The following is a 24,937-nucleotide window of genomic DNA, read 5'->3' as shown; positions in this document are numbered from 1 at the left end:
GACACCGTACGACGTCCGGTGACCTCAGCGTCCGAGTCCGCTACCGAGTGACCAACCGATCGCCTGCCAACTGGAAGTCGTACGCCTCGGTGCACTTGGGGTCCTCGAGGGAGGTGAGCCGGACGCGGACCTGCGCCGCGATCGGCTTGACGCCCGGAGTTCCACCCGTGCGGGCGTTCACGACGGTGAGCTCGCACACGCCCGGTCGGCTACGTGCGTCGACGGGCCAGCCGCCGACCGCCCCGACGACCGCCCTGTCCGTGCCGAGCGGCGTCCAGGTGCCGTCACTCCAGCGGTACGGGCGGAGCCGCACCGTCGCGCCATCTTCGTACTGCCTGCCGTAGACCAGTTCGAGCCGGACCCGCAGGTCGTCGCCGGCCGTCGCCACGGCGAGCGTGGGTCGACGGGCGAGGGGGCCAGGTGCGCTCGCCGCGGGTGTCGGCGGCCTGGAGGGCGCGGTCGCCTCGCCAGGCCGTGCCGTGTCGGCCGGCCCTGTCGTGTCCGCGGGGTTCGGTCCAGCGACGGGCAGCGTTCGGACGAGGTGCGGCATGAACAGCACGCCGAACGTGGCCGCCGCCGCGGTGACGGTGGCAAGTCCGAGCATGAAGGTACGCCTGGTCCGACGGTTCGTCCGTCCCGCCGACCGGCCCGCGTCGAGCCGGCGGTGCACCTTGCTCCACGCGTCCGGACTGATGTGGGCACGGGCGGCGTCGGCGTGCAGAGCTGACCTGAGCCGGCGTTCGAGATCGTCGGCGGCTCGCGGGTCGGGGGAGGTCCTCGGGTCGTTCATCGGTCCTTCGCCCTTCTGGTCGGGTCGAAGTCGAGCGGTGCCGACGGTGCGCTCTCGAGCTCCTTGGCGAGTAGCCGGAGGGCGCGGTGCGTCTGGCTCTTCACGGTGCCGACCGAGATGCCGAGGATCCTCGCGGTCTCCTCCTCGGACAGGTCGGCGTAGAACCGCAGGACGATGCACTCCCGCTTTCGTAGCGGCAGCTTGCGTACGACCTCGGCGAGGTCCAGCGCGGTGCTCCGGTCGTCATCCGGGGGAGGCACGGGCTCGGGCCGTGTGGGCGGGTGACGCCACTCGAGTACCCGCCGCCGGTGGCGTTGCCGGACCAGATTGACGAGGGTCGTACGCAGATAGGCCGGGGCCGACTCCGGCGCCCTGAGCGTGGCAAGGCGGGGCCATGCACGGACGAACGCGTCCTGGGCGAGATCCTCGGCGACGTCCCTGTCACCGGTCATGACGTAGGCGAGCCGGGTCAGGTCGGCGTACCTCTCGGTGAACAGGCGTACGAGAGCGGCCCCGCCGCCCGCCGCGCCCGCGCGTTCCACCATGAAGGGCGGGTATCGCTGGGACTCGTCGGTCTCTTCGCCGCCGGCCTTCGGTGCCGCGCTCATCTGCCCGCCGCCCCCCGATCGTCACGAGGACGTGGCGGCGGACATGAGGAGGGGTCGGCTTCGAGGTCGGCGTTCATCTGTCCACCAGGCGCCCGCGCTCGATCCGGAACCGTGCGGTGGTGGCACAACCGGCGCTCGGCCCGTAGCTGAGGACGACCGCGGCACTTGGCTCCGGGGAGTCGGCGACCGACAGTTCACACACCCCGCCCGGGTCGGTCACGGTGTTCCAGAACCACGCGGCATCCTTGTCCGGAACCACTTGCCGGCGACCGACGGAGACCCACGTACCTTCCCGGCGGACGAAACCGGCGACCTCGACCGTGGCCGTCGGCATCGCGCTCTCGTCCGCCTTGCGAGCGATGAACGCGACCCTGAACTCCCCTGCTGTCGCGGCCGCGATCTCCTTCTCCGCGACGTCCGGAGCGGCGGCGCGGGCGCTGGTGGGCGTCGTCGCCATCGACAGTGCCGGGACGAGGAGGGCGGCCGCCGCGAACCATCCGATCGCCCGGTGGGTTCCTTCGTGCGTAGGCCATGGGATCCGTACACCTGACGCTCCCACGTAGGTCACCTCCCTCGACTCTCCTGGGCGCGGGACTTTCTGGCGCGGCTTGACGGGTGTCAGCCTGAACGATGCCTGCCTCGGGCGAAAGGTTGCCGCGGCCAGGTCACCGTTCTCCGTCGACCACGCGGAACCGTCGAGGGCCTGGTGCCGCCGGCTGAGTCGGTCGGAGCCGGCCGGCGTCGGTTGGAGCCGGCCGGGTCGGTTGGAGCCGGCCGGGTCGGTTGGAGCCGGCCGGGTCGGTTGACGCCAGCCGGGGTCAGTCGAAGTCGGTCGGGCGAGCGGGGTCGCGGTGGTGGGCCAACAGCGTCGCGAGCTGCTCAACTGTCGAACGGGCGGTGGAGAGTTCGGGCAGGTCGTCGAGCCGGAAGAACCCCACGTCCGTGGTCTCGCCGTCGAGGCCGGCCCTCGGTGCCGCGTCGTCGACGCGTTCGACCATGAAGAACAGCTTGTAGATGTGCCACGGGCTCCTCGCGTGGCCGTTACGACGCGAGCCGTCGTGGACAGCGGCCAGCTTCGCCGCGCGGACCGCCAGCCCGGCCTCCTCGCCGAACTCCCGCTCCACCGCCTCGGCCGGGGTGTCCATCGCGTCGGCCCAGCCGCCCGGCAGCGTCCACCGGCCGTCACGCGCCTCCTGGACCAGCAGGATCCTGCCGTCCTCGACGAGGGCGCCGCGCACGTCGACTTTCGGCGTGGCGTGCCCGGCCTCGGCGGCGAGCGCGGCCCGGAAGCCGCCCGGGTCGGAGCCGGACAGCATTCCCATGATCTCGGCCGTGATGGCGTGGATACGTTCGTAGCGGGCCGTCTCGTAGCGATCGGGCTGGTAGTTCAAGCCGTTGCGCGCGAGGGCGGCAAGTTCGATGGCGAGTGCGTGGAGGCGTGGTCCGTTGGCATCGCTCTCGGCCGGTTTGTCGTCGCCTCCGTTGGCGGCGGCGGTCGCGCTACCCGCGCCGCACGTGCTGCCGGTGCCGCGCGTGCTGCCGGTGCCGTCGCCCGCGCCGCCGGCTTCGGGCCCAGTGCTGAGCTCAGGGTCCGGCGTCATGGCGCAAGTCTCTCAGGGCGGACTGGCGCCGTACCGATCCGGCTACCGCCTCGTCCGGGTTCGGTAGCAGGTGGTGATGTACGGCATCACGAGCCCGTCCGGCTGCCGTGCCGTCACGTCGTACAGCTCGCCGACCTGGTGCAGGACCTCCTGCCGCTCACCGGGCGGAAGGGTCGCGACGTAGGAACGGGAGGCGACGAGGTGGAGCAGCCCGTCGCGGTCGAGCTTCTGCCAGAGCCGGAACCCGGCATACTCCGGCGGGGAGAACAGCCGGCTCCACTCGAGCTTCTCGATCAGTTCCTCCGCCTGGCGGGCCTCGATCCGCTCGGCGGCAGCGAGCAGGCTGGACAGCTGGCGTACCCAGGGGACCGACTCGTCGCGGTAGTTCCAGAGCAGGCCGAGCGTGCCGCCCGGTTTGAGGACGCGGGCGATCTCCGCGAGAGCCACATCGGTGTCGAACCAGTGGAAGGCCTGCGCGACCACCACCGCGTCGGCGCACGACTCGGCGAGCGGGATCTTCTCGGCGACCGCCTGCACAGGGGTCGCGGTCGGCACCTGGCGTACCAGTCGGGCGAGCATGGGGCCCGCCGGCTCGACCGCGATGACCCGGTGGCCGTGGTCGACGAGGGCGGTGGTGAGCTTGCCGGTCCCGGCCGCGAGTTCGACGACCGTTGCGGGCTCGCTACCGGGCACGGTGGCATCGGTGCGGCTCAGGCCTACCTGGCCGTCGCCATGGTCGGTGTCGGCGTAGCCAGCGGGATAGTTGGTACGGTCCTGGTCGGCCATCACGTCTGCCGTGGCATAGGAGTCGAACGCGCTCGGCGGGTCGTCGGCCTGGTCCGGCTGGAGATAGTCGGCCAGGAGCCAGTACGCCGCCTCGGGCGGATAACCCGGCCGGCTCCGCTCGTAGACGTCGGCGACGGATCCGAAAGACCGGCTCCGCGACCACCGTACCGACTCTTCCATGGTGCCGCGATGCTACGCGAAGCAGACCGGTCCGCGCGGTTTCGGGTGATCAGGACGGTCCGTCCGGCCGGCGGTCCGGCAGGGATAGGCCAGCTTCCGTCGACCGCGCCGAGGGGCGGGCGGGTACCGGCGGTACGGGTGCCATGCGACGGCGGGGCGAAGCGGTGGCGGTCGCAGGGGAAGCGGCAACGGTTGTCGTCGTACGGCCGACAAGGGCGCGGCGACGGATGATCGCCGGCCGGCCACCGCGATGAGGTGAGGGAGATGTGGTCAGGCGGGAGATGTGGTCAGGCGGGAGATGTGGTCAGGCGGGAGATGTGGTCGGGCGGGAGATGTGGTCGGGCGGGAGATGTGGGGAGGAACCGAAAGCCGGTGGTCCTCATGCCGACGGCGCTCCCTCTCGGAGAGCGCCGCCGCGAGCGCGTCACGTCGGGTTACCAGGCGTGCAGCTCCTCTAATGTCGTTCCAGGCAAGCCTGGAATCGACCGCCCTTAAGGATGGGCTTGATCGCCGCGTGGGTGCCCGTGTGCCGCGCACGTCTCGTGTCGATCAGAAGGTGTGTGCCAATTACTTCTGATCCCACGGGACATACTTCATTTCTACGACCTTCGCCATCGAGAGTGAAGACCTTCGGACAAGATCTTTTAGTTTTTCTCCGCTACTCGATTGATGACGCGGACCTTTCGTACGCGGTGGCCTGCGGCACATCGTTCGAGAGCCTCAACGTTGGTCCCGCGACGCACCACGTCGGATGACCCACAACAGTGCCATCGCGATGCCGGCACCCAGCGCGGCGGCGGTCAGGACAGGGCGATTGATCCCAAGCCTGGAACGCTTCTTCACCACGACCGGTCGACTGAACCGCAACACCGGCCAGCCTCGTTGAGCCGCCGTCCGTCGCAGTGCCCGGTCGGGATTGACGACGTAGGGATGGCCGACAGCCTCGAGGAGCGGCAAGTCGGTGATCGAGTCGGAGTACGCATAGCAGCGGGACAGGTCGTAGTTCCGCGAAAGCGACAATTCCCTTACCGCCGAGACCTTGTTGTCGCCGTAGGAATAGAAGGTGATCTCTCCGGTGTATCGGCCTTCCGCGACGGCCATGCGCGTCGCGATCACCAGATCCGCGCCCAGCATTCTGCCGATGGGCTCGACGACTTCCTGGCCGGAGGTGGAGACGATGACGATATCGCGCCCTGCCGACCGATGTTCGTTGATGAGGGTCACAGCTTCGGCATAGACCAGGGGCACGACGACATTGTGCAAAGCCTCTGCGACGATGTCCTTGACGATGCTGACGTCCCAGTTCGTGACCAGACGCGAGAGATGTGAACGTAGCTTCTCCATCTGGTCGTGGTTGGCCCCGCCCAACAGGTAGACGAACTGCGCGTAGGCCGAACGCACGACGGCGCGCCGGTTGATCAGGCCGCCCTTGTAGAAGGAACGGCTGAAGGCGAGCGTGCTCGACCTGGCCAGGATCGTCTTGTCCAGATCGAAGAACACGGCGGTCAGGTGGTCGGGGGAGCCCTCGATGGCGCGGGGGTCGGCGTTGGTCATCGCTCCAGAGCCTAAGCGTCAAGAGAAATCTGTGCGCGGGATTGGTGGACATTCCGGGCCAACCCGTGCGTATTCGGTGGCTGTCGCCAGCAAAGTTCGGGTCTCAATACCCTACGGGGATTGGCGAGCTGCTTCTTTCTGGGTCACACTGGGAGCGAGCCGTGCGAGTTTTGCCGGCTCTTCAGAAGGGAACCTGATTCTCAGCGGCACACCCGCCGCTGGTGCCGGCCCCTCGCTCTGGCGAGTCGCGGCCAGGGACAGCCCCCGCTCTCCCCCCCGGCGGGGGCTGTCGCCTCTTCACCTCCACCTTCGACTGCCCGGCTCGGCTTGGAACGTTGCCTACGACGCCAGGACCTTCTCTGCCACGTGGGGACCGTTCATGGGTACGGCGTACCGGACCGGTGATGCGCAGAACTTGTCCACAACGAACGAATCGGCGTGGTCATCCACAGCTCCAGCCAACGTGGTCGCCACCTCCACCGCTGCCGGCCATCGTGGATTCGCCGTCTCTGCGGCAGCCGTCCCGCGCCAGCGTCCTCGTAGGTCCCCGGCGTCCGGCTTCCCCACGATCGTTGAAGGGTCTGCCCGATGCTCGAGAGTTCTCCCGGTTCCCGCCCGCTCGCCGTCACTGCCGACGACACCCTCCTCGACGACCTGGTCCGGCTGGCCGCCGCCTCGGGCGCTGTCCTCGATGTGGCCGCCGATGCGGGCACGGCCCGGCGGATGTGGGTGGGCGCGCCACTCGTCCTCGTCGGTGCCGATCTCGCGGGCGAACTCGCCCGAGCTTCGTTCGTACGCCGACCGGACGTGATCGTCGCCGCGCACAGCCTCGATGACCGGGCCCTGTGGGAGTGGGCGGTCGAGATCGGCGCCGAGCACGTCGTCCATGTTCAGGAAGCCGAGGCGTGGCTCGTCACGCGGATCGCCGACGCCGCTGAGGGCTCCCACCGAGAGGCGACCACCATCGGCGTCGTGGGCGGCCGCGGGGGCGCGGGCGCATCGACGTTGGCTGCCGCCCTGGCTGTCACGGCGGCCCGTCAGGGAGTGTCGAGCTTCCTCCTCGACGGCGATCCGCTCGGCGGTGGCATCGAGTTGGTCGTCGGTGGCGAGGACACCGCGGGTATGCGATGGCCCGAACTCGTCGCCAGCGAAGGGCGGATGAACGCCGGAGCGCTGCGCATGGCACTTCCGCGGCTGGGTGATCTCGTGGTCCTGTCATGGGATCGCGGCGATGTCTCGGTCGTGCCGGCCGTAGCGATGCGGTCCGTGCTGGGTGCCGCCCGGCGAGGCGGCGACCTGGTGGTGCTGGACCTGCCCCGCTACCTCGACGAGGCGACCCAGGAGGCACTGTCGGCCTGCAAGGCCGTGCTGCTCGTCGTTCCCGCACAGGTGCGCGCGGTGGCAGCCGGTGCGAGGGTCGCGACGTCACTGGCAACGCACGTGTCCGACATTCGGGTGGTCGTCCGCGGCCCGTCTCCTGCCGGCCTCGACGGACGGATCATCGCTGACGCGCTCGACCTTCGCCTCGCCGGTGAGATGGCACCAGAGCCACGACTCGATCTCATGCTGGAGCGCGGTGAGGTTCCGGCCGCGCGCGGAAACGGCCCGCTGGCCGGGATGTGTCGTCGACTTCTCGCCGACATCGGCGTGGTGGCTGCCGATCGCAAAGGTGCCGCCGCATGAGCGCGTCCGCTGTCAACCCGACCTTGCTCGACCGGGTGCGCGGCGCACTTGCCTCCGACGCCGCCCCACCGACACCCGCACGGGTGGTGTCGGCTCTGCGTGCGGAGGGGCACCTGCTGGGAGACGCCGCGGTGTTGCGCATCGGCGCCGAGCTCAGCCGCGACATCGCCGGTGCCGGCCCTCTCGATGATCTCCTCGCCGAACCCGGTGTCACCGACGTCCTCGTGCACGGGCCGCATCAGGTCTGGGTCGATCGCGGTGCCGGTCTCGAGCTCTGCCGGATCGGCTTCGCCGACGACGCAGCCGTCCGCCGGCTCGCCCAGCGCCTGGCCTCCGCCGCCGGTCGGCGACTCGACGACGCCACTCCGTTCGTCGACGCCCGCCTGGGCGACGGGACCCGCTTCCACGCCGTCCTCGCACCGGTGTCAGCAGGGGGCACCTGCATCTCGTTGCGCGTACCGAGGCGAAGGGTCTTCACGCTCGACGAACTCGTCACCGAAGGATCCTTGCCGTCAGAGGGCGCCGACCTGCTGGACCTGATCGTCAAGGAGCGGTTGGCCTACCTGATCTCCGGCGGCACAGGCGTGGGCAAGACGACTCTGCTTGCGACGCTGTTGTCACACGTGTCCTCCCACGAACGCCTCGTCCTGGTCGAGGAGGCGAGCGAACTCGCGCCCGACCATCCGCACGTCGTACGCCTCGAAGCGCGGCCACCCAATCTCGAGGGCGCGGGCGAGATCACCGTCCGCACACTCGTACGGCAGGCCCTGCGGATGCGCCCTGACCGCCTTGTGGTGGGCGAGGTGCGCGGGTCGGAGATCATCGATCTGCTGGCCGCGCTCAACACCGGCCACGAGGGTGGTTGTGGCACGCTGCACGCCAACTCGGCAGGGGAGGTACCTGCGCGGGTGGAGGCCCTGGGTGTCGCGGCGGGGCTGGATCGGGCAGCCGTGCACAGCCAACTTGCCGCTGCCGTCGATGCTGTCGTCCATCTCGTCCGTGGTCGCGATGGGCGCCGCCGGGTCGCGGGGATCTCCGTCTTCGCCCGCGCCGCCGACGGCGTGGTGCACGCGTTGCCCGCGGTGGAGTTCGGCGCTTCCGGATCCGTCGTGCCCGGCGCTGGCCTCCCGAGTCTGCGCGCGGCTCTGCGTCGGCACGGGGAACGCGAGGCGCAGGGCCCATCAGCCCGGGCAGAGACGCAGGAGGACCTGACACCCGTGCGTGCGACGCGAGAGCGTTCGGCATGAGCGTCGCCGGGTGGTGGTGTCTCGCGCTCGCCGCCGCGGCCGGTGCGCTGCTGGTGCCCGACCGATCGGCCGAGGTTCTGCTGCGACGGATCCTTCCGCCAGCTGACCAGGGGCAGTCGGTGATGGTGCGCATCTGGGAGAGGGCGCGCTCCCGGTTCGGTCGGGTGGGCGGCGATCGCCGGGACATCGAAGAGCGGCGCGCGCTCGTACGCGAGGCATGTGAGGTCATCGCAACGGAGTTGCGTGTCGGCCGGGCACCCGTCGCCGCTCTGGAGGCGGCGGCTGACACATGTCCCGCACTCGCGCCAGTCGTCGCCGTCAGCCGAATGGGTGGCGACGTCCCCACGTCGCTGCGGTCGATCCGGCTTCCAGGCGCCGAGGGATTGACGCGGCTCGCGGCGGCATGGACGGTCGCAGCGGCAACCGGGGCCGGCCTTGCCGACGTGCTCGACCGGGTGTCGGCCGGGCTGCGGGACGACGATGCGCTGCGCGACGAGGTGGCGGCACAGTTGGCGGCACCACGGGCCAGCGCGCGCCTGCTGGCTGCACTTCCCCTGCTGGGACTGGCGCTCGGTGTAGGTGCCGGCGCTGACCCGATCGGATTCCTGGCCCGAAGTCCCTACGGCCTGGTCTGCCTCGTCATGGGAAGCGCACTTGCCGTGACCGGAGTGAGCTGGGTCAACCGCCTCGCCCGACACGCGGAGCCCTTGCCATGAAGGCTTTCGCGGCGGTCCTCATCGGCCTGGCCGTCCTGTCTTGGTGCTGGCCGCCCGCGGGTGTGTCCCGGCTGGTGCAGGTGTCGGGTGGTGCTCACCGGTGGAGGAGTCCGCGGGCAGAACGGCAACGGCGGCCTGAGCGGCAGGCGGTGCCCGCGGGGACTGGGATGCCTCACGATCCCGAACGTCCACCTTCGCCACGTTTCGGGCCGCCGTCCGAACGCGAACCACCGCGCGAGTGGGCCGAGCGCGCGCGCCCTCGGACTGCGGCGGCGGTCTCGATGCTCGCGGGGTTGGCGACCGGATTCGTCGTCGGTGGGGGAGCCGGCATCGTCCTGGGGTTCGTGGTCGGCCTCGTTCTGCGTTCGATGCTGTTACGGATGCCGTCGCGAGCCGAGCGGCTCAGGCGCGAACGCCTCCTGCTCGACCTGCCGCTGGCGGCCGACCTGCTGGCGGCGTGTCTTCGTACCGGTCGCTCTCCGGGACCCTCGATCGAGGCGATTGCCGTAGCCGTCGGCGGTCCGCTCGGCGACGAGTTCGGCAAGGTCGCCGCGGCGCTCCGCCTTGGCAGCGATCCGCAGGCCGCGTGGGCGACCTTCCTCGCCGAACCCGTCCTCGCCTCGTTCGGCCGGGCGATGGTACGCGTATGGGACTCCGGGGCGCCGCTCGCAGTGACGCTGGAACGGCTCGCCGCTGATGCGCGGCGGACCCGGCGCGCCAGGGCCGAACAGAAGGCGCGTGCCGTCGGGGTCCGGTCGGCGGTGCCGTTGGCCCTGTGTTTCCTTCCCGCGTTCGTGCTCGTGGGAGTCGTGCCCCTGGTCGCGGGCGCCGTCAGCGGGCTCTTGCGCTAATCCGAAATCGACGGTCAGTGGACAGGCTGCCGCCTGCCGACCGACCCTCGATTTTCGGATGAGAAGAGAGCAGAGCTTCTGCGACATGTGCCTCTGCCAGAAGTTGTCCACAGGTCTCGGATCGGCCGGGTTGTCCACAGGGCCGCGTTGGCCGTCGCTGGCTCAGCACCCGGTGCCGCATCGTCGTTGTACGCCCCACCGGGCAGCCGTTCCGGCCGGTCGCCGGACTCCACCAGGAGGTACGCCATGCACACAGCAGGCACTGCTCGTCGCGCCGACGAGCGTGGGATGACCACCGCGGAATACGCCATCGGCACCGTCGCGGCGGCGAGCTTCGCGGCGCTTCTCATCAAGCTGCTGACCAGCGAGCAGGTGCAGCGACTCCTGATGAGGGTCGTCACATCGGCACTCGACCTTGCGGCATGACAACGAACCGGCAGACACAAGAGGGCGAGCGCGGCATGGTGACCGCGGAGGCGGCGCTCGCCCTCATGGCCCTGGTCGTCGTGACGCTCGGCATGGTCTGGGCGGTCACCGTGGTCTCGCTGCAGGCTCGGTGCATGGACGCGGCTCGGGACACGGCGCGCGCTGTTGCCCGGGGCGAGACCGTGGTGGCGAGTCGATCCGAAGGACGCCGCAGCGCGCCTCGTGGAGCCTGGATCGACGTACGCATCCGGGGTGGACTCGCCACCGTCGACGTCGTGGTTGACGCCCGGCCCCGGTGGCGGGTGTTGTCGCGCCTTCCTCCGGTACCTGTCTCCGCCCGGGCTGTGGTCGCTCTCGAGCCGGGGATGTCATGACCACTCTGGAGGGAGCCGCTCGCCGCACCCCGCGACGACGACGCAGCGTCGCTCAGTTCGTCGAGGAGGTCCCCCGAGGATGGGATCGGCTGGAGGAGGCTCGGTCCGAGCGAGGTAGTGGCACGGTCTGGGTGCTCGCCGTCGCGGCGCTGGTGGTCATGGCGGGTGCATTGGCGGCGAGCCTCGTCTCCGTCGTGTCAGCCGGCCGCCGCGCCGACAGCGCCGCCGATCTCGCCGCCTTGTCGGCGGCAGCCGTCAGTGGGGATCTGGGAAATCGATGTGCTCTTGCCGCCCGGATCGCGCGCGGTCACCGTGTCCGGATGACCGCGTGTTCGGCCGCGCAGGACGTGGTTGAGGTCACCGTCGAGAGTCGCGTGCCGGGCTTCGCCGGCGAGTGGTTCGTCATCCGAGCCAGGGCGCGGGCAACACGTGCGTGGGACGGTGCCGCCGGGTCGCTACAGTCGCGCACCTTCGTCGATGTCCGAGACACCGGGACCGCCCTGATCCTCGTCGTACTCCCGTCGTTCGCGCCGGCGGGCAACGGAGCGTCTGATGCCGGTCACCACGCACCACAGCCCGAGCATCGTGGCCAGGGCGGTGCCTGCGCCGATGAGGAAGAAGGTCGCGGTTGTGCCGTGGATCAGGAGCCGGTCGATACCGACGGTCGTCTCCTGCGCTCCGCCCACCACGACACCGGCGCACACCGCGGCGACAGCCACGAGAACGACGAGTCCGATGACGATCATGACCCTGCGTCAGCTCCTTCGTCCGGCGGACCCCGTGTGCGTGACCTGGCCTGGGCCGCCCGCACCGGCAGCACGTCCAGCAGCCGAACCGATCTGTGCTTGTTGAGTGGTTTGTTCCTATTCCCCCACTTCGGAGAGAGTACGCATCAGGGGCACCCCTCCGGGCCCGACAGCTAACGATCGCGTTCCGTGTCGCCCCAGCCGGGCGGCAGCCGCATCAAGCCCGCGCTCGGCGAAGCCCGCGCTGCCAGGATTTCCGTCGTACCAATTGTCGACAAACATGGTGTCCCGGCCGGGGTCGGCGCGGCGGCATGCTCGGGCGCCGCCGACTTCCCCTCTGGCACGAAGAGCACTTCCGGCTTCCGGGCCGTCGGATGGAAGCCGCCGTGGCCCGCGGGAGGTCACGCCAGACACCGTCACACCCGGCTACCGCCAACCACCCGCTTGGGGAGTGCCGGGCGATAACCCTGCGCGGCTGCCCCCTTGCCCCATAACATCGCGCTGTCGCCTCGAATGGTTGAATTCCATAGGCCCAAGTCGGTGAAGTGCTGGAGGAGTTCGTGGACCTTTCCCTCTCGAACCGCCCCACAGGGAACCATATGGTGGTGGAGGTCGCCGGAGAGATCGACGTCTACACGGCGCCCAGGCTGCGGGAAAAGATGGTCGAGCTGGTCAACGCCGGCCACTATCACCTCGTCGTCGACATGGAGAGTGTGGACTTCCTCGACTCGACCGGGCTCGGTGTGCTGGTCGGTGGCCTCAAGCGGGTGCGGTCCCATGACGGCTCGCTGCGCATCGTCTGCACCCAGGAGCGGCTCCTCAAGATCTTCCGCATCACCGGCCTCACGAAGGTGTTCCCGATCCACGACTCGGTAGACGAGGCGGTTACGGCCTCGCCCGCGCCCGGCGAATGACGGATCAGCCGTACGGATCGTTCACGCCGCGCGAGTACCAGGCGTTCATCCGTACCGCGGCCGCTGAGCTGCAGGCGGCGGTACGGGTCGGGCCGGAGGACACGCCCGTTCCCGCATGCCCGGGCTGGACGCTCCGCGATCTGGTGGCTCATCTGGGCGCTGTCCACGAGTGGGCGGCGTCCATCGTCGCCAGCGGGGCGGCCGAACGGCCGGAGCGTGTGGCCCCAGCCACGCCGCCAACCGGCGCGGAGCTGACCGAGTGGTACGACCAGCAGGTACGCCTGCTTCTCGAAACGCTCGCACGAACCGATCCGGCCCAGGCGTGCTGGACCCACCAGCGCGGCTACCGGGTCGCTGCGTACTGGTCCCGCCGGCAGGCGCACGAGCTTGCGATGCATCTGGTCGATGCGGAGTCCGCGCTCGGCCGTACGCCGCACTATGACGCCGGGCTCGCCGTGGACGGGATCGGTGAGGTGCTCGACGTGTGGCTGCCGCGGGTCGCGGCGTATACGAAGCGTCACCCCGACCTGGCGGGGCCGCTGGCGCTGAGGTGCACGGATCGGCCCGAGCTCTGGCTGCTCGCCCCCTGTCCGGACACCGCTCCGAAGATCACCGGACCGCATCTCGGCGGCGCGCCCCAGCCCGGCGCTGGCGGCCCGGTGGTGGCCGAGATCCGCGGCGGCGCGGTCGACCTGCTGCTGGCACTGTGGAAGCGCCTCGACCTTGATCAGCTCACGGTCGAGGGCGACGCCGACGTGGCCCGGCGGTTCCTGGCGTCCGCGCTCACCCCTTGATCAGAGCACTCGACCGGTCTGCGGTAACACGTCGTCCCTGGTAGCGGACCGTCACCCCCCGCAACACTCCCGACGGGGGTCAGGTCCATCCGGGGTGGTGCCGGCACGCTAGACTCCGGCCCGCCCCGGATTGAACTCCGGTGGCGCCAGCTGTCCATGTGCCTCCGACGCTGCTGGCCGGTGTTGAGCCTTACGGTACGGACGGAGCCTGAACCCCGAGGGCATGTCTGCGCCCGGCTGGGGCGGTGACGTGCAGGCGCGGCATCCGCGCGAAGTCCCGCCCCACCGGTCCGGAGCCGGTTCGCCCTCGGATCCGGTTGATCTGTCCGTACGGCCCGTACGTCGGGGCGCCACGAAGGGGACCGAGGAAGCCCCCGTCAAGGAGGACGAATGTCCGCGTTCCTACTCGCTGCCGAGGGGGACGCCGTCTCGCTCAGTGGCGGCAATCTCGGCTTGGTCGTGGCCGTCGCCTGCATAGGCGCGGTTGCACTCGTCATGGGTGCGGTCTTCCGGCGCGAGGTTCTCGCCGCCAGCGAAGGCACCGCGACGATGCAGACGATCGCCCGAGGTGTCCAGGAAGGTGCCTCCGCCTACCTGAACCGGCAGTTCAAGACGCTTGCCGGCTTTGCCGTTCTGGTGTTCCTCGTCCTGTTCCTGCTGCCTGGCGACTGGGACATCCGGATCGGACGGTCCCTCTTCTTCCTGGTGGGTGCGGGCTTCTCCGCCCTCATCGGTTATCTCGGGATGTGGCTGGCGGTCCGCGCCAACGTCCGGGTGGCCGCCGCCGCCCAGACGGAGGGGCGAGACCCGGCCATGCGGATCGCGTTCCGTACCGGCGGCACGGTCGGCATGGCGACGGTCGGCCTCGGTCTGGTCGGCGCCGCGATCGTCGTGCTGCTCTACCGCGGTGACGCACCGAGTGTGCTGGAGGGCTTCGGGTTCGGTGCCGCGCTGCTCGCGATGTTCATGCGGGTCGGCGGCGGCATCTTCACGAAGGCCGCTGACGTCGGCGCCGACCTGGTGGGCAAGGTCGAGCAGGGGATCCCCGAGGATGACCCGCGCAACGCCGCGACCATCGCCGACAATGTCGGGGACAACGTGGGCGACTGCGCGGGCATGGCCGCCGACCTGTTCGAGTCCTACGCCGTCATGCTCGTCGCGGCGCTCATCCTCGGCAAGGCAGCGTTCGGCGAGCACGGCCTGGTGTTCCCGCTGATCGTTCCCGCGCTCGGCGCGCTGACAGCGGTGCTGGGTGTCTACATCACCAAGCCGCGCCAGGGCGAGAACGGCCTGCGGACCATCAACCGGAGCTTCTACATCTCCGCGGTGGTCTCCGGTGTGTTGTGTGTGATCGCCGCGTTCCTGTATCTCCCGTCGTCGTTCGCGGCCCTGTCCGGCGTGTCGGAGGGCATCGCGGCACTCGACGGCAACCCGCGGCTCATCGCGGCGGGCGCGGTCGTCCTCGGCATCGTGCTGGCCGGCGTGATCCTCTCGCTCACGGGCTACTTCACCGGCACCGAGCACCGGCCGGTCAAGGATGTCGGCAAGACGTCGTTGACAGGTGCCGCCACGGTGATCCTTTCCGGCTTCGCGCTGGGACTGGAGTCCGCTGTCTACACCGCCCTGGTGATCGGTGGCGCGGTCTACGTCGCGTTCCTGCTCGGCGGCGGCTCGGTGATCGTCTCGCTGTTCGCGATCGCGCTCGCCGGCTGTGGCCTGCTGACGACGGTCGGCGTCATCGTCGCGATGGACACGTTCGGCCCGGTGAGTGACAATGCGCAGGGAATCGCCGAGATGTCGGGCGAAGTCGACGGCGAGGGCGCACGGACGCTGACCGAGCTCGACGCGGTGGGCAACACCACGAAGGCGATCACCAAAGGCATCGCGATCGCTACGGCCGTGCTGGCGGCGACGGCGCTGTTCGGGTCGTACAACGACGCGGTATCGACCACGCTGACCGCCGTCGGTGAGCAGGTCGGTGCGGGTGGCTCGGCGTTCCTACGTTCGGTCGACTCACCGAACGTCCTGGTCGGGCTCATCCTCGGTGCCGCCGTGGTGTTCCTGTTCTCCGGTCTGGCCATCAATGCGGTCGGCCGCGCGGCAGGTGCCGTCGTCTTCGAGGTGCGCCGGCAGTTCCGCGAGATCCCGGGGATCATGGACGGCACCGGCAAGCCCGAGTACGGCCGGGTGGTCGACATCTGCACCAAGGACTCGCTCAGCGAGCTGGCCACCCCGGGTCTGCTGGCGGCGATGGCGCCGATCGCGGTGGGCTTCGGCCTCGGTGTCGGCCCACTCGCCGGCTACCTCGCCGGTGCGATCGCGGCTGGCACCTTGATGGCGATCCTGCTCGCCAACTCCGGCGGGTCGTGGGACAACGCCAAGAAACTGGTCGAGGACGGTACGCACGGCGGCAAGGGTTCGGCCGCACACGAGGCGACGGTGATCGGCGACACCGTGGGTGACCCGTTCAAGGACACCGCGGGACCTGCGATCAACCCGCTGATCAAGGTGATGAACCTGGTCGCGGTCCTCATCGCGCCGGCCATCGTGCAGCTCTCGGTCGGCTCGGGCGCCAACACACCTCTGCGGGTGGGTATCGCGGTCGCGGCGGTGCTCGTCGTCGTCGCCGCGGTCACGGTCTCCAAGCGTCGGCCGATCGCGATCGGCGCGTCGGAGGAGAACGACAAGCACCCCGAACCGGTCGCCGGCCCTTGAGTGAGCTGCGCGGCTGACGCTCACCCAGTCGCGAGCGCGTTCAATGACCACGCTGAGCATGCCTGAGGACCAGGGCCATGAGCCCATGCCTGTGCCTGGTACCAGGGACCTGCTCAGCGTGGTCATTTGCGTCCGGGCGCCCGCCGCCGTGGCGCCCGGGCCGCCGCAGCAGTGGGTGGGGCCCAGGAGGACGCGGGCGTGAACCTCGGTGCAGGGCAGTTCTGATCAGCTCCGACGGCGGTCCGGACACACGCGAGGCTGACCTGGCCGGGTACGTTGCCCTCGATGCGACCAATGGATGACCTGTCCTCGGATGTCGTGGCCCGGCTCCGGGAGCACCTGGCAGCCGTCGGCTACACCGTCGACGGCGTACACGACCTGCTCGGGCCGCTCGCCCTCGCCGCGCTGCACCGCAACGAGACCACACCGGGGCTCCGGGCGACCGCCGGCGGTGGACCACTCGCGACGCTGACAAGGCTGTGGCTGCTGCAGGTACCCGTGGCACGGACCCAGGCGGAGAGGGCGCTGCCGGAACTCCTCGCGCCGCTGGTCGCCGCCGGGATCCTGCATGCGTACGGCAGTGAGGTGTGCGCGCTCGTCGACATCCGGCCGTACGGAGCGACCGGCATCCCCGCCGGCACCTCCTCCGAGGCTCGCAGCTCCGAGGCTCGCAGCCCAGGGGCGCGGGCCGTCCCGGGCGCGGCAGGCGCGGCCGGCGCCACCGATACGGACTGGTGGGTGGTCGCGGACCTCACACCGGGCATGGACGGCGCCCGGCCGGGCGTCCCACCGGACCACGTGCTCGGCGTCAACAGTGCCGGGACCACACTGGCGCAGCTGACCGTACGCCGCCCGGTCGGCAGGGCGCTCGACCTCGGCACCGGCTGCGGCATCCAGGCGCTCCACCTCGCGAGCCACGTCGGCCGGATCGTCGCGACCGACGTCAACCCGCGTGCGCTCGCAATGGCCCGCCTGAGCGCGGGTCTGGCCGGGATCTCGGTGGCCGACCCACACGGCGGGGGAGAGCGCGACGAAGAACCCGCCCAGCTGGAGTTCCGCCACGGCAACCTCTTCGAGCCGGTCGACGGTGAGCGGTTCGATCTCATCGTGTCGAACCCGCCGTTCGTCATCTCCCCGCGGGGCGGACTCGTCTACCGCGACAGCGGGCTCGCCGGCGACGAGGTGTGCCGGCGGATCGTCGCGGAGGCGCCGCGCTACCTCGCGGAGGGCGGTGTCTGCCAGATCCTCGCCAGCTGGATGCACGTCCGCGAGGAGGACTGGCGGGAGCGGCTGCTCAGCTGGCTGCGTACCGGCTGCGACGCGTGGGTCGTGCAGCGCGAGGTCACCGACCCGGCTGAGTACGTCGAGCTGTGGCTGAAGGACGCCGGCGGGCACGGAGCCCCCGGCTACCGCGAACGCTATGACGAGTGGCTCGCGTGGTTCGAGGCGCAGAACGTCGAGGCCATCGGGTACGGCTGGATCACCCTGCAGCGCGAGGGTTCCGGTGCCGCCTCCCTGGCGCCGTCCGCGGTCGACGAGGCGTTGGGCACGCACCTGCGCGCGAGTACGCCCGGCGCCCGCGAGACCTGGGTGGAGGAGTGGACGGGACCCGTCGCGCAACCGCTGGGCCAGGAGGTCACCCGATGGCTCGAGACGGTCGACCTGATGCGGGCGTACGACGACGATCTGCTGATGTCGGCCCGGTTGCGCGTCGCGGCCGACGTCGACCAGGAACAGTGGGGACGACCGGGTGCGGCGCATCCGGAGTATGTCGTACTCCGGCAGCGGTCGGGGCTGCGCCGGGCGGTACAGGTCGACACGGCCGAGGCGGGGTTCGTCGGCGCCTGTGACGGGTCGATGACCACCGGGCAGATCATCGGCGCACTGGCCACACTGCTGGAGGACGACGAGGGCGCGCTCCGTTCCCGGCTGGTGCCCCGGATCCGCCAGCTGATCCTCGAGGGTTATCTTTCGGTTTCGGTGGCAGTGGGCTAGACATCAGGCGTGCGACGGCGCGATTTCTGTACGACGTGGACGGCCTGGACCGCAGGGCTGCTCACGGTCGCCGTCGCCGGCTGCCGCGACGAGGGCACCGACGGACCGGGTGGAGACGCTGGCGGTCTGACAACGCCGAGGGGTTCCGGGACGCCGACGGCTACACGGAGTCCGTCGAGCGGCCGGCCGTCCCCGACCTCGCCGGACACCGCCGCCCCCACGACGCCGACCGCAGCGGTGTCGCCTACCGCGGCGACACCATCGGCTCCGGCGGTGTTCGATGCCGGTTCCGCGCGGGAGAACGTCCAGCTGCTGGCTGGTCGGATCGGCCCGCGCGAGGCCACGTCGGCCGCGTTCCGCCGGGCTGCCGAGGTGGTCGCCGATGCCCTGGGCGTCGCTGGCTATGACGTCGTACGCCAACCGCTCCGCGTACCTGCCGGAATTTCGTGGGGTATTCGTGTCCCGTCCGGGCGTACCCACAACGTCATCGCGGCGCTGCCCGGGTTCGACCCGCTCCGGCCGCACCGCGTGGTGGGGGCGCACCTGGACACCGTGCCCCAGGCGCCCGGGGCGGAGGACAACGCGTCCGGTGTCGCGGTCATGCTCGAGCTGGCCCGCCTGGCCGCGGTCGCGAGCGGCGGCACGGCAGCACCACCAGGTAGAGGGGGAGCGGCCGGGGATGAACCGCGCGTGCCGGCGCTGCCGGTCCTCTTCGTCGCGTTCGGTGCGGAGGAGCCGCGTGGTCCCGGCGACGCGTGGCACCACTTCGGATCCCGCCACTACGTACGCACACTGCCCCTCGCGCGACGCCGTGCCATCCGCGAGATGGTGTCGCTGGACCGGGTGGGAGTCGGGGAGTCGGTGCGGATCCGTACCGGCGGCCGGGCCCCGTACACCGTCGCGCGGGCGCTCGTCGCGGCGTCGCGGCGGATCGGCGTACCGGTCACCCGAGGCACCAACCAGTCCAGCGACCACTGGTCGTTCGAGAAGGCGGGAATCGCGGCGGCCCGGGTCGGGGGTAACCCGTTCTCCGGCTACCACAGCGCGGCCGACCGACCGAGTGCCGTCAGCCGGTCATCGCTTGACCGCAGCGGGCGGTTGGTGTGGGAGTGGCTCCGCTCCCGGTGACAGCCAACCTCCCACAGGCGGGCTCCAGGGGCAGTTCAGCTGAGGTCTCCGACCTGCTCGGCGTACCACGGCGAAGCCACGTGCTCGGCGATCTGCCGGAGCGTCCAGTTCGGGTCACGCGGCTTGTCCCACTCGGCCGGTCCCGCAGCGGCCAGCCGGTGGACGTAGAGGTCGGCGAGGCGGCGCAGGCACTGCTCGGCCTCGTCCCGGTCGGCCTCGGTGAACGCTGCCCAGTCACTTGCGACGGTGACGGTGCTGGCCCGCCATTCGTCGGTCCGCGTCGGGTGTCCGCCGAGCAGCGCCTCGATCTCGGCCAGGTGGTCGACCAGATGATGGGTGTGGCGGCGGATCGCCTTGTGCGGGGTGTAGAGGCGTTCGCCGCCTTCGGCGACGCGGGGCCGACCGTCCCACGCGAGCCAGGTGCGCGCGAAAGCGAGAGTGCGGTCGACTCCGGCGGCGACCGCCACGCCGGGATTGTCGGCGCCGGTCCCGGTGGATGTGCCGGTGGATGTGCCGTGCTCGTTCGGCGAAGGTGGGGTGATCGGGTCCATGCCGGCAACCGTAAGGACACGACACTTCGGGACGGCCCGAACTGTGCTCGCACTACGCTGGACCGGATGGCGACAGACTTTGCGGCGGTTGCGCGTCTGCTGGCCAACCCGGCACGGTCCGCCGTGGTCGATGCGTTGATGGAGGGCAGGCCACTGGCTGCGGGGGAGTTGGCCCGGCTGGCCGGCGTACGCCCATCCACGGTCAGCGAACATCTCGCCGCCCTCGTCGACGGTGGCCTGCTCGCCGTGGTCAACGCGGGCCGCCACCGGTACTTCCAACTGGCCGGGGCCCACGTGGCGGAGGCCCTCGAGGCGCTGGCGCTGATCTGTCCCACGACACCGGTGAAGTCGCTGCGCCAGGCCAACGGATCCCGGGCGTTCCGTACGGCCCGGTCCTGCTACGACCACCTGGCCGGGGCGCTTGGTGTCGCTGTCCTGGAGCGGATGGTCGGGCGCGAGTGGCTGGTGCCGGGCCTGCAGGGCAGCGGCGCCGGCTACGAGGTCGGTCCGGACGGGGATGCGGCGTTCGCCCGGTTGGGAGTCGACGTGCAAGCCTGCCGGAACGCCCGACGGCAGTTCGCCCGACCGTGTCTGGACTGGACGCAGCGCCGGAGCCACCTCGCCGGCGCGCTCGGGGCGGCTGTGCTGGCGGCCCTGTTGGACTGCGGTTGGGTCCGGCGTACGACCGCCGGCCGCGGACTCCTCATCACACCTGGTGGGGTGGCCGGCGTGCGCGAGATGTTCGCCATCGACGTCGCCGACCTCGACTCGTCCACCCTCGACGGTGCGGCGCCCCTCGACCCGGATGGAGTCGCCCCAGGACCTGGGTGAGGGTGCCCCTGTGGCGAGCGTGCTTTGAGTGAGGGTGCCCCTGCCACGAACCTAGGGGGCGAGGGGTCCCCTCATCCGCGCGGCGCCAGGGCCCAGGTCGGCCAGGATCGCCCGCGCTCTGCCGCCTGACACCCACCGGGGAGCGAAGTCGGAGCCGATGACGTACGGAACGAATCGGGCCGACACGAGCCGCGCCCCCGCGAACGTCGCCTCGAGGACGACACCCTCCCGGACCTCGCTGTTCCAGTCCATGTCGAACACGAAGTTGCCCAGCGAATGGACGAGTGGCCGGCCGCGGTGGAGTTCAGCGGTCTGAACCCAGTGCGGGTGCCCGCCCACCACCAGGTCGGCTCCGGCGTCGATGAGGGCGCGTCCGACCCGGCGTTGGTCGGGCACCGGTCGATGGGTGTACTGGTCGCCCCAGTGCGGGAGCACGACCACCACGTCGACCTCACGCCTCAACGTACGTACGGCCGACTTCGCCCGCGCCAGGTCGGCGGCGCTCAGCGGCCCGGTTCGTGGCGCCATCGCGACGCTTGCCGCGCCGGGGGAGTCCGGCCCGGCACGAGGTGTCTCACCGATCGCGTTGAACGCAAGGAACCCGAAGGTCACCCCTTCGCGCTCGACGATCGCGGGCCGCCACGCCTCGGCCACATTCGCACCCGCACCCACCGGCACGAACCCGCCCTCGCGGACCAGCCGGACCGTCTCCACCAACGACCGGGATCCGTAGTCACCCAGGTGGTTGTTGGCGAGCGACAGGACGTCGAAGCCGGCGAGTCGGAGCCCGGCCCGTACCCGTGGAGACGCCCCGAACGAGTCGCCGCCCTGGGTGGGCGACCCCAGCCGGGACAGCGTGTTCTCCAGGTTGCCGACGGTGATGTCGGCGCGGGCGAGCCGGCGGGCGGTGGGACGCAACACGGCCGCGGGGTCGCCGGCCTGCGTGAGCCGCTGTCCGACCCGACGCCCGAGCATGAGGTCGCCTGCGACCGCCACGGTGACGGTCGGTGGAGTCGGGTGCGCACTCGACGTAGGAGTCGACGTGGCGGGAGGTCGTGACCCGTCGCCCGACGCACGGCCCGAGGCACCAGCCGACGGGCGTCGCGATCCGTCGGCGGGCGTCGAGTCCGCCGCCGATGCCGACCCACCCGGCGTCCCTGCGCGGTCACCGGTCGGCTCTGACAACCCCGCCGAACAACTCGCCAGCATCGTCGCAAAAAGCCACAGACTTCCCACGAAGAGGACAGCGAGTGTGCGTGGGGTTGCGGCCCGACGTACCCTCACTCTTCGCATGGTAGGTCGTGGGATCCTGGTTGGCCGCATTCGCGTGGTACGTCGTACTCGGTCGTACTCCGGGGTGTGAAAAAGGGGCTCTGACGTGGGTAGGCGTGGGGTCTTGATATTCAGGTCGCCACGAAACGGGCAACTACGAAAGAGGCACCCGCGCAACGTTGCCGGCCGCCGTACGGTTACCGTCTAGCGGGCCGCGCCACGGCACGACCCGTACGAAGCACCATTGCCCGGACGCACAGATAGGGACATAAGAGAGGTATAACGTGCCCGCCAAGAAGACTTCCGCGTCGACCGAGGACGGTCCCCGGCTCGTGATTGTCGAGTCGCCTGCCAAGGCGAAGACGATCGCCGGTTACCTCGGCCGGGGCTATGTCGTGGAGTCGAGCGTGGGCCACATCCGCGATCTGCCGGGCGGCGCGTCCGAGGTACCCGCGAAGTACAAAGGGGAGTCGTGGGCCCGGCTCGGCGTCAACGTCGACCAGGGGTTCGCACCCCTCTATGTCGTACCGCGGGACAAGAAGCCCACGCTCAAGCGCCTGAAGGACCTCGTCTCCGACGCCGGTGCCGTCTACCTGGCGACAGACGAGGACCGTGAGGGCGAGGCGATCGCGTGGCACCTGCTCGACGAGCTCAAGCCGAAGGTGCCCGTCCACCGCATGGTCTTCCACGAGATCACGCGGGAGGCGATCAACCAGGCCGTCGAGAACCCGCGTTCGATCAACGACCATCTGGTGGACGCGCAGGAGACCCGCCGGATCCTCGACCGCCTCTACGGCTACGAAGTGTCTCCCGTGCTGTGGAAGAAGGTCATGCCGCGCCTGTCGGCCGGCCGGGTGCAGAGTGTCGCGACCCGGCTGGTGGTCGATCGCGAGCGTGACCGGATGGCGTTCCGGGCGGCGGCGTACTGGGACATCGTGGCCGACCTCGACGCGGGCGAGACGAAGGACCCGCGCGCGCTGGCGGTCCGGTTGGTCAGCGTCGACGGGCGCCGGGTGGCGGTCGGCCGCGACTTCGGTTCCGACGGCGGCCTCAAGGACTCCTCGCGCGACACGGTGGTCCACCTCGACGAGGCCCGGGCGACCGCGCTTGCAAGCGGGCTGGGGTCCTCGACGTTCACGGTCCGCGGGGTGGAGTCCAAGCCCTACACCCGCAAGCCGTACGCACCTTTCCGTACGACCACGCTGCAGCAGGAGGCCGCCCGCAAGCTCGGCTTCGGCGCCGCCCGCACCATGCAGGTGGCGCAGCGGTTGTACGAGAACGGCCACATCACCTACATGCGTACCGACTCCATCACGCTGTCCGAGACCGCGATCTCGGCGGCACGGGCACAGGTGCGGCAGCTCTTCGGCGCCGACTACCTCCCGGAGCAGCCGCGCACCTACCAGAGCAAGGTGAAGAACGCGCAGGAGGCGCACGAGGCGATCCGGCCCTCCGGTGACCGCTTCCGCACACCGGCCGAGACGGGGCTTCGAGGCGATGAGTTCCGGCTGTACGAACTGATCTGGATGCGCACCGTCGCATCCCAGATGCGCGACGCCCAGGGCCGCAGCGTGACGATCCGGGTGGGTGCACAGGCCGAGGCTCCAGCCGGTCCGACCACCTCAGCCGGCACTGTGGCGGGGGCGGGCCCCATCTTTGATGGGGGCCGGTCCGTTGATACCGAGTTCAGCGCGTCCGGCAAGGTCATCACGTTCCACGGCTTCTTGAAGGCCTACGTCGAAGGCGTCGACGAACCCACCGCCGAGACCGACTCCGCCGAGCGGCGGCTGCCGAACGTCGTCGAGGGTGACACGCTCGTGCCGACCCGGGTCGCTCCCGAGGGACACGAGACGCGGCCGCCGGCCCGCTACACCGAGGCGACTCTCGTGCGCGAGCTGGAGGAACGCGAGATCGGCCGGCCGTCCACCTACGCCTCGATCATCGGCACGATCCTCGACCGCGGCTACATCTACAAGAAGGGCACCGCGCTGGTGCCGACGTGGTTGGCGTTCGCGGTCGTACGGCTGCTGGAGCAGCACTTCGCCCACCTCGTCGACTACAACTTCACCGCCAGCATGGAGGACGCGCTCGACGAGATCGCCCGTGGCGGGTCGGACATGCAGACCTGGCTGGCCCGTTTCTACTTCGGCAACGGCGAGGACGGGCTGAAGCACCTCGTCACCGAGCTCGGCGAGATCGACGCGCGGGAGATCTCGACGTTCCGGCTCTTCGTCGCCGACGGAGACGGTGACGGCGGCAGCACCAACGGGATCGCGGTGCGTGTCGGCCGGTACGGTCCGTACGTCGAGGACGGCGAAGGCAAGCGGGCAAACGTCCCCGACGACCTGCCGCCGGACGAGCTGACCCTCGAACGTGCCCGCGAACTGCTGAGCCAGCCGGCCGGCGCCGAGCACGAACTGGGTGTCGAACCCGACAGCGGACGCACCATCGTCGCCAAGGCGGGCCGCTTCGGGCCGTACGTCACCGAGGTCCTGCCGGAGGACGTCCCCAAGGGGACGAAGCCGCGCACGGCGTCGCTGTTCCAGTCGATGAGCCTCGACACGGTGACGATCGACGACGCACTGCGGCTGTTGTCGTTGCCGCGGTCGCTCGGCAAGGACCCGGACAGCGGCGAGGAGATCACCGCGCAGAACGGCCGCTACGGCCCGTACGTCAAGAAGGGCAGCGACTCCCGCTCGCTCGGTGCGGAGGAGGAGCTGTTCACGGTCACGCTGGACGGTGCCCTCGAGCTGTTCAAGCAGCCGAAGACGCGCGGGCGGCGTGGAGCGGCGAGCGCGCCCTTGCGGGAGCTGGGCGACGACCCCGAGACCGGCAAGCCGGTGGTGATCAAGGACGGCCGATTCGGTCCGTACGTCACCGACGGGGAGACCAACGCGACCCTGCGCCGGGACGACGAGGTGGAGTCCGTCACCCTCGAACGCGCGGCCGACCTGCTGGCGGAGAAGCGGGCCAAGGGTCCGAGCCCGCGTCGGCGTACGGCCAAGAAGGCCACGAAGCGGAGCGCGTCGAAGAAGGTGGCGACGAAGAAGTCCTCGACCAAGAAGTCCTCCACGACCAAGAAGGCCGCGGCGCCGAAGAAGTCGGCAGCGAAGAAGACCACTGCCAAGAAGTCGGCGACGAAGAAGGCCGCGGCGAAGAAGCGCTGACGGCTTCG

Annotated in this window: 22 protein-coding genes and 1 pseudogene; 14 read left to right on the top strand and 9 right to left on the bottom strand. The window is 70.3% G+C overall.

From position 1 onward, the window contains the following. Positions 1 to 40: 40 nt before the first annotated feature. From ABNF93_RS01735 to ABNF93_RS01710, 6 genes are all read right to left on the bottom strand, one after another. On the bottom strand, positions 41 to 790 hold the full coding sequence (locus ABNF93_RS01735; RefSeq protein WP_349325697.1) for a hypothetical protein: 750 nt from the start codon (positions 788 to 790) through the stop codon (positions 41 to 43). Next, positions 787 to 1,398, bottom strand: a complete 612-nt coding sequence (locus ABNF93_RS01730) for a SigE family RNA polymerase sigma factor (protein ID WP_349325696.1) — start codon at positions 1,396 to 1,398, stop codon at positions 787 to 789. Before ABNF93_RS01730 ends, ABNF93_RS01735 begins: the two co-directional genes overlap by 4 nt. A 73-nt stretch (positions 1,399 to 1,471) precedes the next feature. Continuing rightward, positions 1,472 to 1,957 (bottom strand): hypothetical protein, encoded by a 486-nt coding sequence (locus ABNF93_RS01725; protein WP_349325695.1) that lies wholly within the window; start codon positions 1,955 to 1,957, stop codon positions 1,472 to 1,474. Positions 1,958 to 2,216: 259 nt separating this feature from the next. Then, a complete protein-coding gene (locus ABNF93_RS01720; protein ID WP_349325694.1) occupies positions 2,217 to 2,999 on the bottom strand; it encodes an NUDIX hydrolase N-terminal domain-containing protein in 783 nt (260 codons plus the stop codon). Positions 3,000 to 3,041: 42 nt separating this feature from the next. Next, positions 3,042 to 3,965 (bottom strand): class I SAM-dependent methyltransferase, encoded by a 924-nt coding sequence (locus ABNF93_RS01715; protein ID WP_349325693.1) that lies wholly within the window; start codon positions 3,963 to 3,965, stop codon positions 3,042 to 3,044. Positions 3,966 to 4,685: 720 nt separating this feature from the next. Next, positions 4,686 to 5,519 (bottom strand): HAD family hydrolase, encoded by an 834-nt coding sequence (locus tag ABNF93_RS01710; RefSeq protein WP_349325692.1) that lies wholly within the window; start codon positions 5,517 to 5,519, stop codon positions 4,686 to 4,688. A gap of 588 nt (positions 5,520 to 6,107) precedes the next feature. On the opposite strand from ABNF93_RS01710, the gene ssd reads away from it, so the two are divergent. The 7 genes and pseudogenes from ssd to ABNF93_RS34795 form a co-directional block, all read left to right on the top strand. Continuing rightward, on the top strand, positions 6,108 to 7,202 hold the full coding sequence (gene ssd, locus ABNF93_RS01705; protein ID WP_349325691.1) for a septum site-determining protein Ssd: 1,095 nt from the start codon (positions 6,108 to 6,110) through the stop codon (positions 7,200 to 7,202). Continuing rightward, a complete protein-coding gene (locus ABNF93_RS01700) occupies positions 7,199 to 8,449 on the top strand; it encodes a TadA family conjugal transfer-associated ATPase (RefSeq protein WP_349325690.1) in 1,251 nt (416 codons plus the stop codon). The genes ssd and ABNF93_RS01700 overlap by 4 nt, the downstream gene beginning before the upstream one ends. Next, positions 8,446 to 9,165 (top strand): type II secretion system F family protein, encoded by a 720-nt coding sequence (locus ABNF93_RS01695; RefSeq protein ID WP_349325689.1) that lies wholly within the window; start codon positions 8,446 to 8,448, stop codon positions 9,163 to 9,165. The genes ABNF93_RS01700 and ABNF93_RS01695 overlap by 4 nt, the downstream gene beginning before the upstream one ends. A gap of 167 nt (positions 9,166 to 9,332) precedes the next feature. Continuing rightward, a complete protein-coding gene (locus ABNF93_RS01690) occupies positions 9,333 to 10,016 on the top strand; it encodes a type II secretion system F family protein (protein WP_349325688.1) in 684 nt (227 codons plus the stop codon). 246 nt (positions 10,017 to 10,262) lie between these two features. Beyond that, entirely contained in the window at positions 10,263 to 10,442 is a 180-nt protein-coding gene (locus ABNF93_RS01685) for a DUF4244 domain-containing protein (protein WP_349325687.1), read from the top strand. After that, complete coding sequence (locus ABNF93_RS01680) at positions 10,439 to 10,816, top strand: TadE family type IV pilus minor pilin (protein WP_349325686.1); 378 nt, start codon at positions 10,439 to 10,441, stop codon at positions 10,814 to 10,816. Before ABNF93_RS01685 ends, ABNF93_RS01680 begins: the two co-directional genes overlap by 4 nt. Next, positions 10,813 to 11,229 (top strand): annotated as a pseudogene (locus tag ABNF93_RS34795) (Rv3654c family TadE-like protein); the annotation flags it as partial. The gene ABNF93_RS01680 and the pseudogene ABNF93_RS34795, both read left to right, overlap by 4 nt. Positions 11,230 to 11,271: 42 nt before the next feature. On the opposite strand, the gene ABNF93_RS01675 reads toward ABNF93_RS34795, so the two are convergent. Continuing rightward, the gene (locus ABNF93_RS01675) at positions 11,272 to 11,562 is read right to left on the bottom strand and encodes a hypothetical protein (RefSeq protein ID WP_349325685.1); all 291 of its coding nucleotides are present in this window, start codon (positions 11,560 to 11,562) and stop codon (positions 11,272 to 11,274) included. A 545-nt stretch (positions 11,563 to 12,107) separates the two neighbouring features. On the opposite strand from ABNF93_RS01675, the gene ABNF93_RS01670 reads away from it, so the two are divergent. From ABNF93_RS01670 to ABNF93_RS01650, 5 genes are all read left to right on the top strand, one after another. Further along, positions 12,108 to 12,476 carry an STAS domain-containing protein gene (locus tag ABNF93_RS01670; RefSeq protein WP_502877516.1) on the top strand — a complete coding sequence of 123 codons (369 nt, stop codon included), beginning with the start codon at positions 12,108 to 12,110 and terminating at the stop codon, positions 12,474 to 12,476. Next, positions 12,473 to 13,270, top strand: coding sequence for a maleylpyruvate isomerase family mycothiol-dependent enzyme (locus tag ABNF93_RS01665; protein WP_349325683.1), 798 nt, complete (start codon positions 12,473 to 12,475; stop codon positions 13,268 to 13,270). Before ABNF93_RS01670 ends, ABNF93_RS01665 begins: the two co-directional genes overlap by 4 nt. A gap of 390 nt (positions 13,271 to 13,660) precedes the next feature. Further along, entirely contained in the window at positions 13,661 to 15,985 is a 2,325-nt protein-coding gene (locus tag ABNF93_RS01660) for a sodium-translocating pyrophosphatase (protein WP_349325682.1), read from the top strand. A gap of 285 nt (positions 15,986 to 16,270) precedes the next feature. Next, the gene (locus ABNF93_RS01655; protein WP_349325681.1) at positions 16,271 to 17,980 is read left to right on the top strand and encodes a DUF7059 domain-containing protein; all 1,710 of its coding nucleotides are present in this window, start codon (positions 16,271 to 16,273) and stop codon (positions 17,978 to 17,980) included. Between the two features lie 9 nt (positions 17,981 to 17,989). Then, positions 17,990 to 19,108, top strand: coding sequence for a M28 family metallopeptidase (locus ABNF93_RS01650; protein ID WP_349325680.1), 1,119 nt, complete (start codon positions 17,990 to 17,992; stop codon positions 19,106 to 19,108). 35 nt (positions 19,109 to 19,143) lie between these two features. Here ABNF93_RS01650 and ABNF93_RS01645 read toward each other — a convergent pair whose 3' ends face one another. Next, entirely contained in the window at positions 19,144 to 19,659 is a 516-nt protein-coding gene (locus tag ABNF93_RS01645) for a hypothetical protein (RefSeq protein WP_349325679.1), read from the bottom strand. 66 nt (positions 19,660 to 19,725) lie between these two features. Between ABNF93_RS01645 and ABNF93_RS01640 the strand changes: the two genes are divergently transcribed. Continuing rightward, positions 19,726 to 20,490 (top strand): ArsR/SmtB family transcription factor, encoded by a 765-nt coding sequence (locus ABNF93_RS01640; RefSeq protein ID WP_349325678.1) that lies wholly within the window; start codon positions 19,726 to 19,728, stop codon positions 20,488 to 20,490. A 51-nt stretch (positions 20,491 to 20,541) separates the two neighbouring features. Here ABNF93_RS01640 and ABNF93_RS01635 read toward each other — a convergent pair whose 3' ends face one another. Beyond that, positions 20,542 to 21,486, bottom strand: a complete 945-nt coding sequence (locus ABNF93_RS01635) for a CapA family protein (protein ID WP_349325677.1) — start codon at positions 21,484 to 21,486, stop codon at positions 20,542 to 20,544. A 560-nt stretch (positions 21,487 to 22,046) separates the two neighbouring features. Between ABNF93_RS01635 and topA the strand changes: the two genes are divergently transcribed. Next, positions 22,047 to 24,929 carry a type I DNA topoisomerase gene (gene topA / locus ABNF93_RS01630; RefSeq protein ID WP_349325676.1) on the top strand — a complete coding sequence of 961 codons (2,883 nt, stop codon included), beginning with the start codon at positions 22,047 to 22,049 and terminating at the stop codon, positions 24,927 to 24,929. Positions 24,930 to 24,937 lie beyond the last annotated feature (8 nt).

Source organism: Actinopolymorpha sp. B9G3 (genome assembly GCF_040120725.1).
Classification (GTDB): Bacteria; Actinomycetota; Actinomycetes; order Propionibacteriales; family Actinopolymorphaceae; genus Thermasporomyces.
Note: the sequence above shows the minus strand (reverse complement) of the source record. Positions and strands in the feature narration are given on the sequence as shown.

Bases quoted from the DNA above. Each gene is read 5' to 3' on its own strand.
- ABNF93_RS01690 (WP_349325688.1), top strand. From the start codon at position 9,333: ATGCCTCACGATCCCGAACGTCCACCTTCGCCACGTTTCGGGCCGCCG.
- ABNF93_RS01730 (WP_349325696.1), bottom strand. From the start codon at position 1,398: ATGAGCGCGGCACCGAAGGCCGGCGGCGAAGAGACCGACGAGTCCCAG.
- ABNF93_RS01645 (WP_349325679.1), bottom strand. From the start codon at position 19,659: ATGGACCCGATCACCCCACCTTCGCCGAACGAGCACGGCACATCCACC.
- ABNF93_RS01685 (WP_349325687.1), top strand. From the start codon at position 10,263: ATGCACACAGCAGGCACTGCTCGTCGCGCCGACGAGCGTGGGATGACC.
- ABNF93_RS01700 (WP_349325690.1), top strand. From the start codon at position 7,199: ATGAGCGCGTCCGCTGTCAACCCGACCTTGCTCGACCGGGTGCGCGGC.
- ABNF93_RS01680 (WP_349325686.1), top strand. From the start codon at position 10,439: ATGACAACGAACCGGCAGACACAAGAGGGCGAGCGCGGCATGGTGACC.
- ssd (WP_349325691.1), top strand. From the start codon at position 6,108: ATGCTCGAGAGTTCTCCCGGTTCCCGCCCGCTCGCCGTCACTGCCGAC.
- ABNF93_RS01640 (WP_349325678.1), top strand. From the start codon at position 19,726: ATGGCGACAGACTTTGCGGCGGTTGCGCGTCTGCTGGCCAACCCGGCA.
- ABNF93_RS01715 (WP_349325693.1), bottom strand. From the start codon at position 3,965: ATGGAAGAGTCGGTACGGTGGTCGCGGAGCCGGTCTTTCGGATCCGTC.
- ABNF93_RS01665 (WP_349325683.1), top strand. From the start codon at position 12,473: ATGACGGATCAGCCGTACGGATCGTTCACGCCGCGCGAGTACCAGGCG.
- ABNF93_RS01655 (WP_349325681.1), top strand. From the start codon at position 16,271: ATGCGACCAATGGATGACCTGTCCTCGGATGTCGTGGCCCGGCTCCGG.
- ABNF93_RS01695 (WP_349325689.1), top strand. From the start codon at position 8,446: ATGAGCGTCGCCGGGTGGTGGTGTCTCGCGCTCGCCGCCGCGGCCGGT.
- ABNF93_RS01735 (WP_349325697.1), bottom strand. From the start codon at position 790: ATGAACGACCCGAGGACCTCCCCCGACCCGCGAGCCGCCGACGATCTC.
- ABNF93_RS01720 (WP_349325694.1), bottom strand. From the start codon at position 2,999: ATGACGCCGGACCCTGAGCTCAGCACTGGGCCCGAAGCCGGCGGCGCG.
- ABNF93_RS01660 (WP_349325682.1), top strand. From the start codon at position 13,661: ATGTCCGCGTTCCTACTCGCTGCCGAGGGGGACGCCGTCTCGCTCAGT.
- ABNF93_RS01710 (WP_349325692.1), bottom strand. From the start codon at position 5,519: ATGACCAACGCCGACCCCCGCGCCATCGAGGGCTCCCCCGACCACCTG.
- ABNF93_RS01675 (WP_349325685.1), bottom strand. From the start codon at position 11,562: ATGATCGTCATCGGACTCGTCGTTCTCGTGGCTGTCGCCGCGGTGTGC.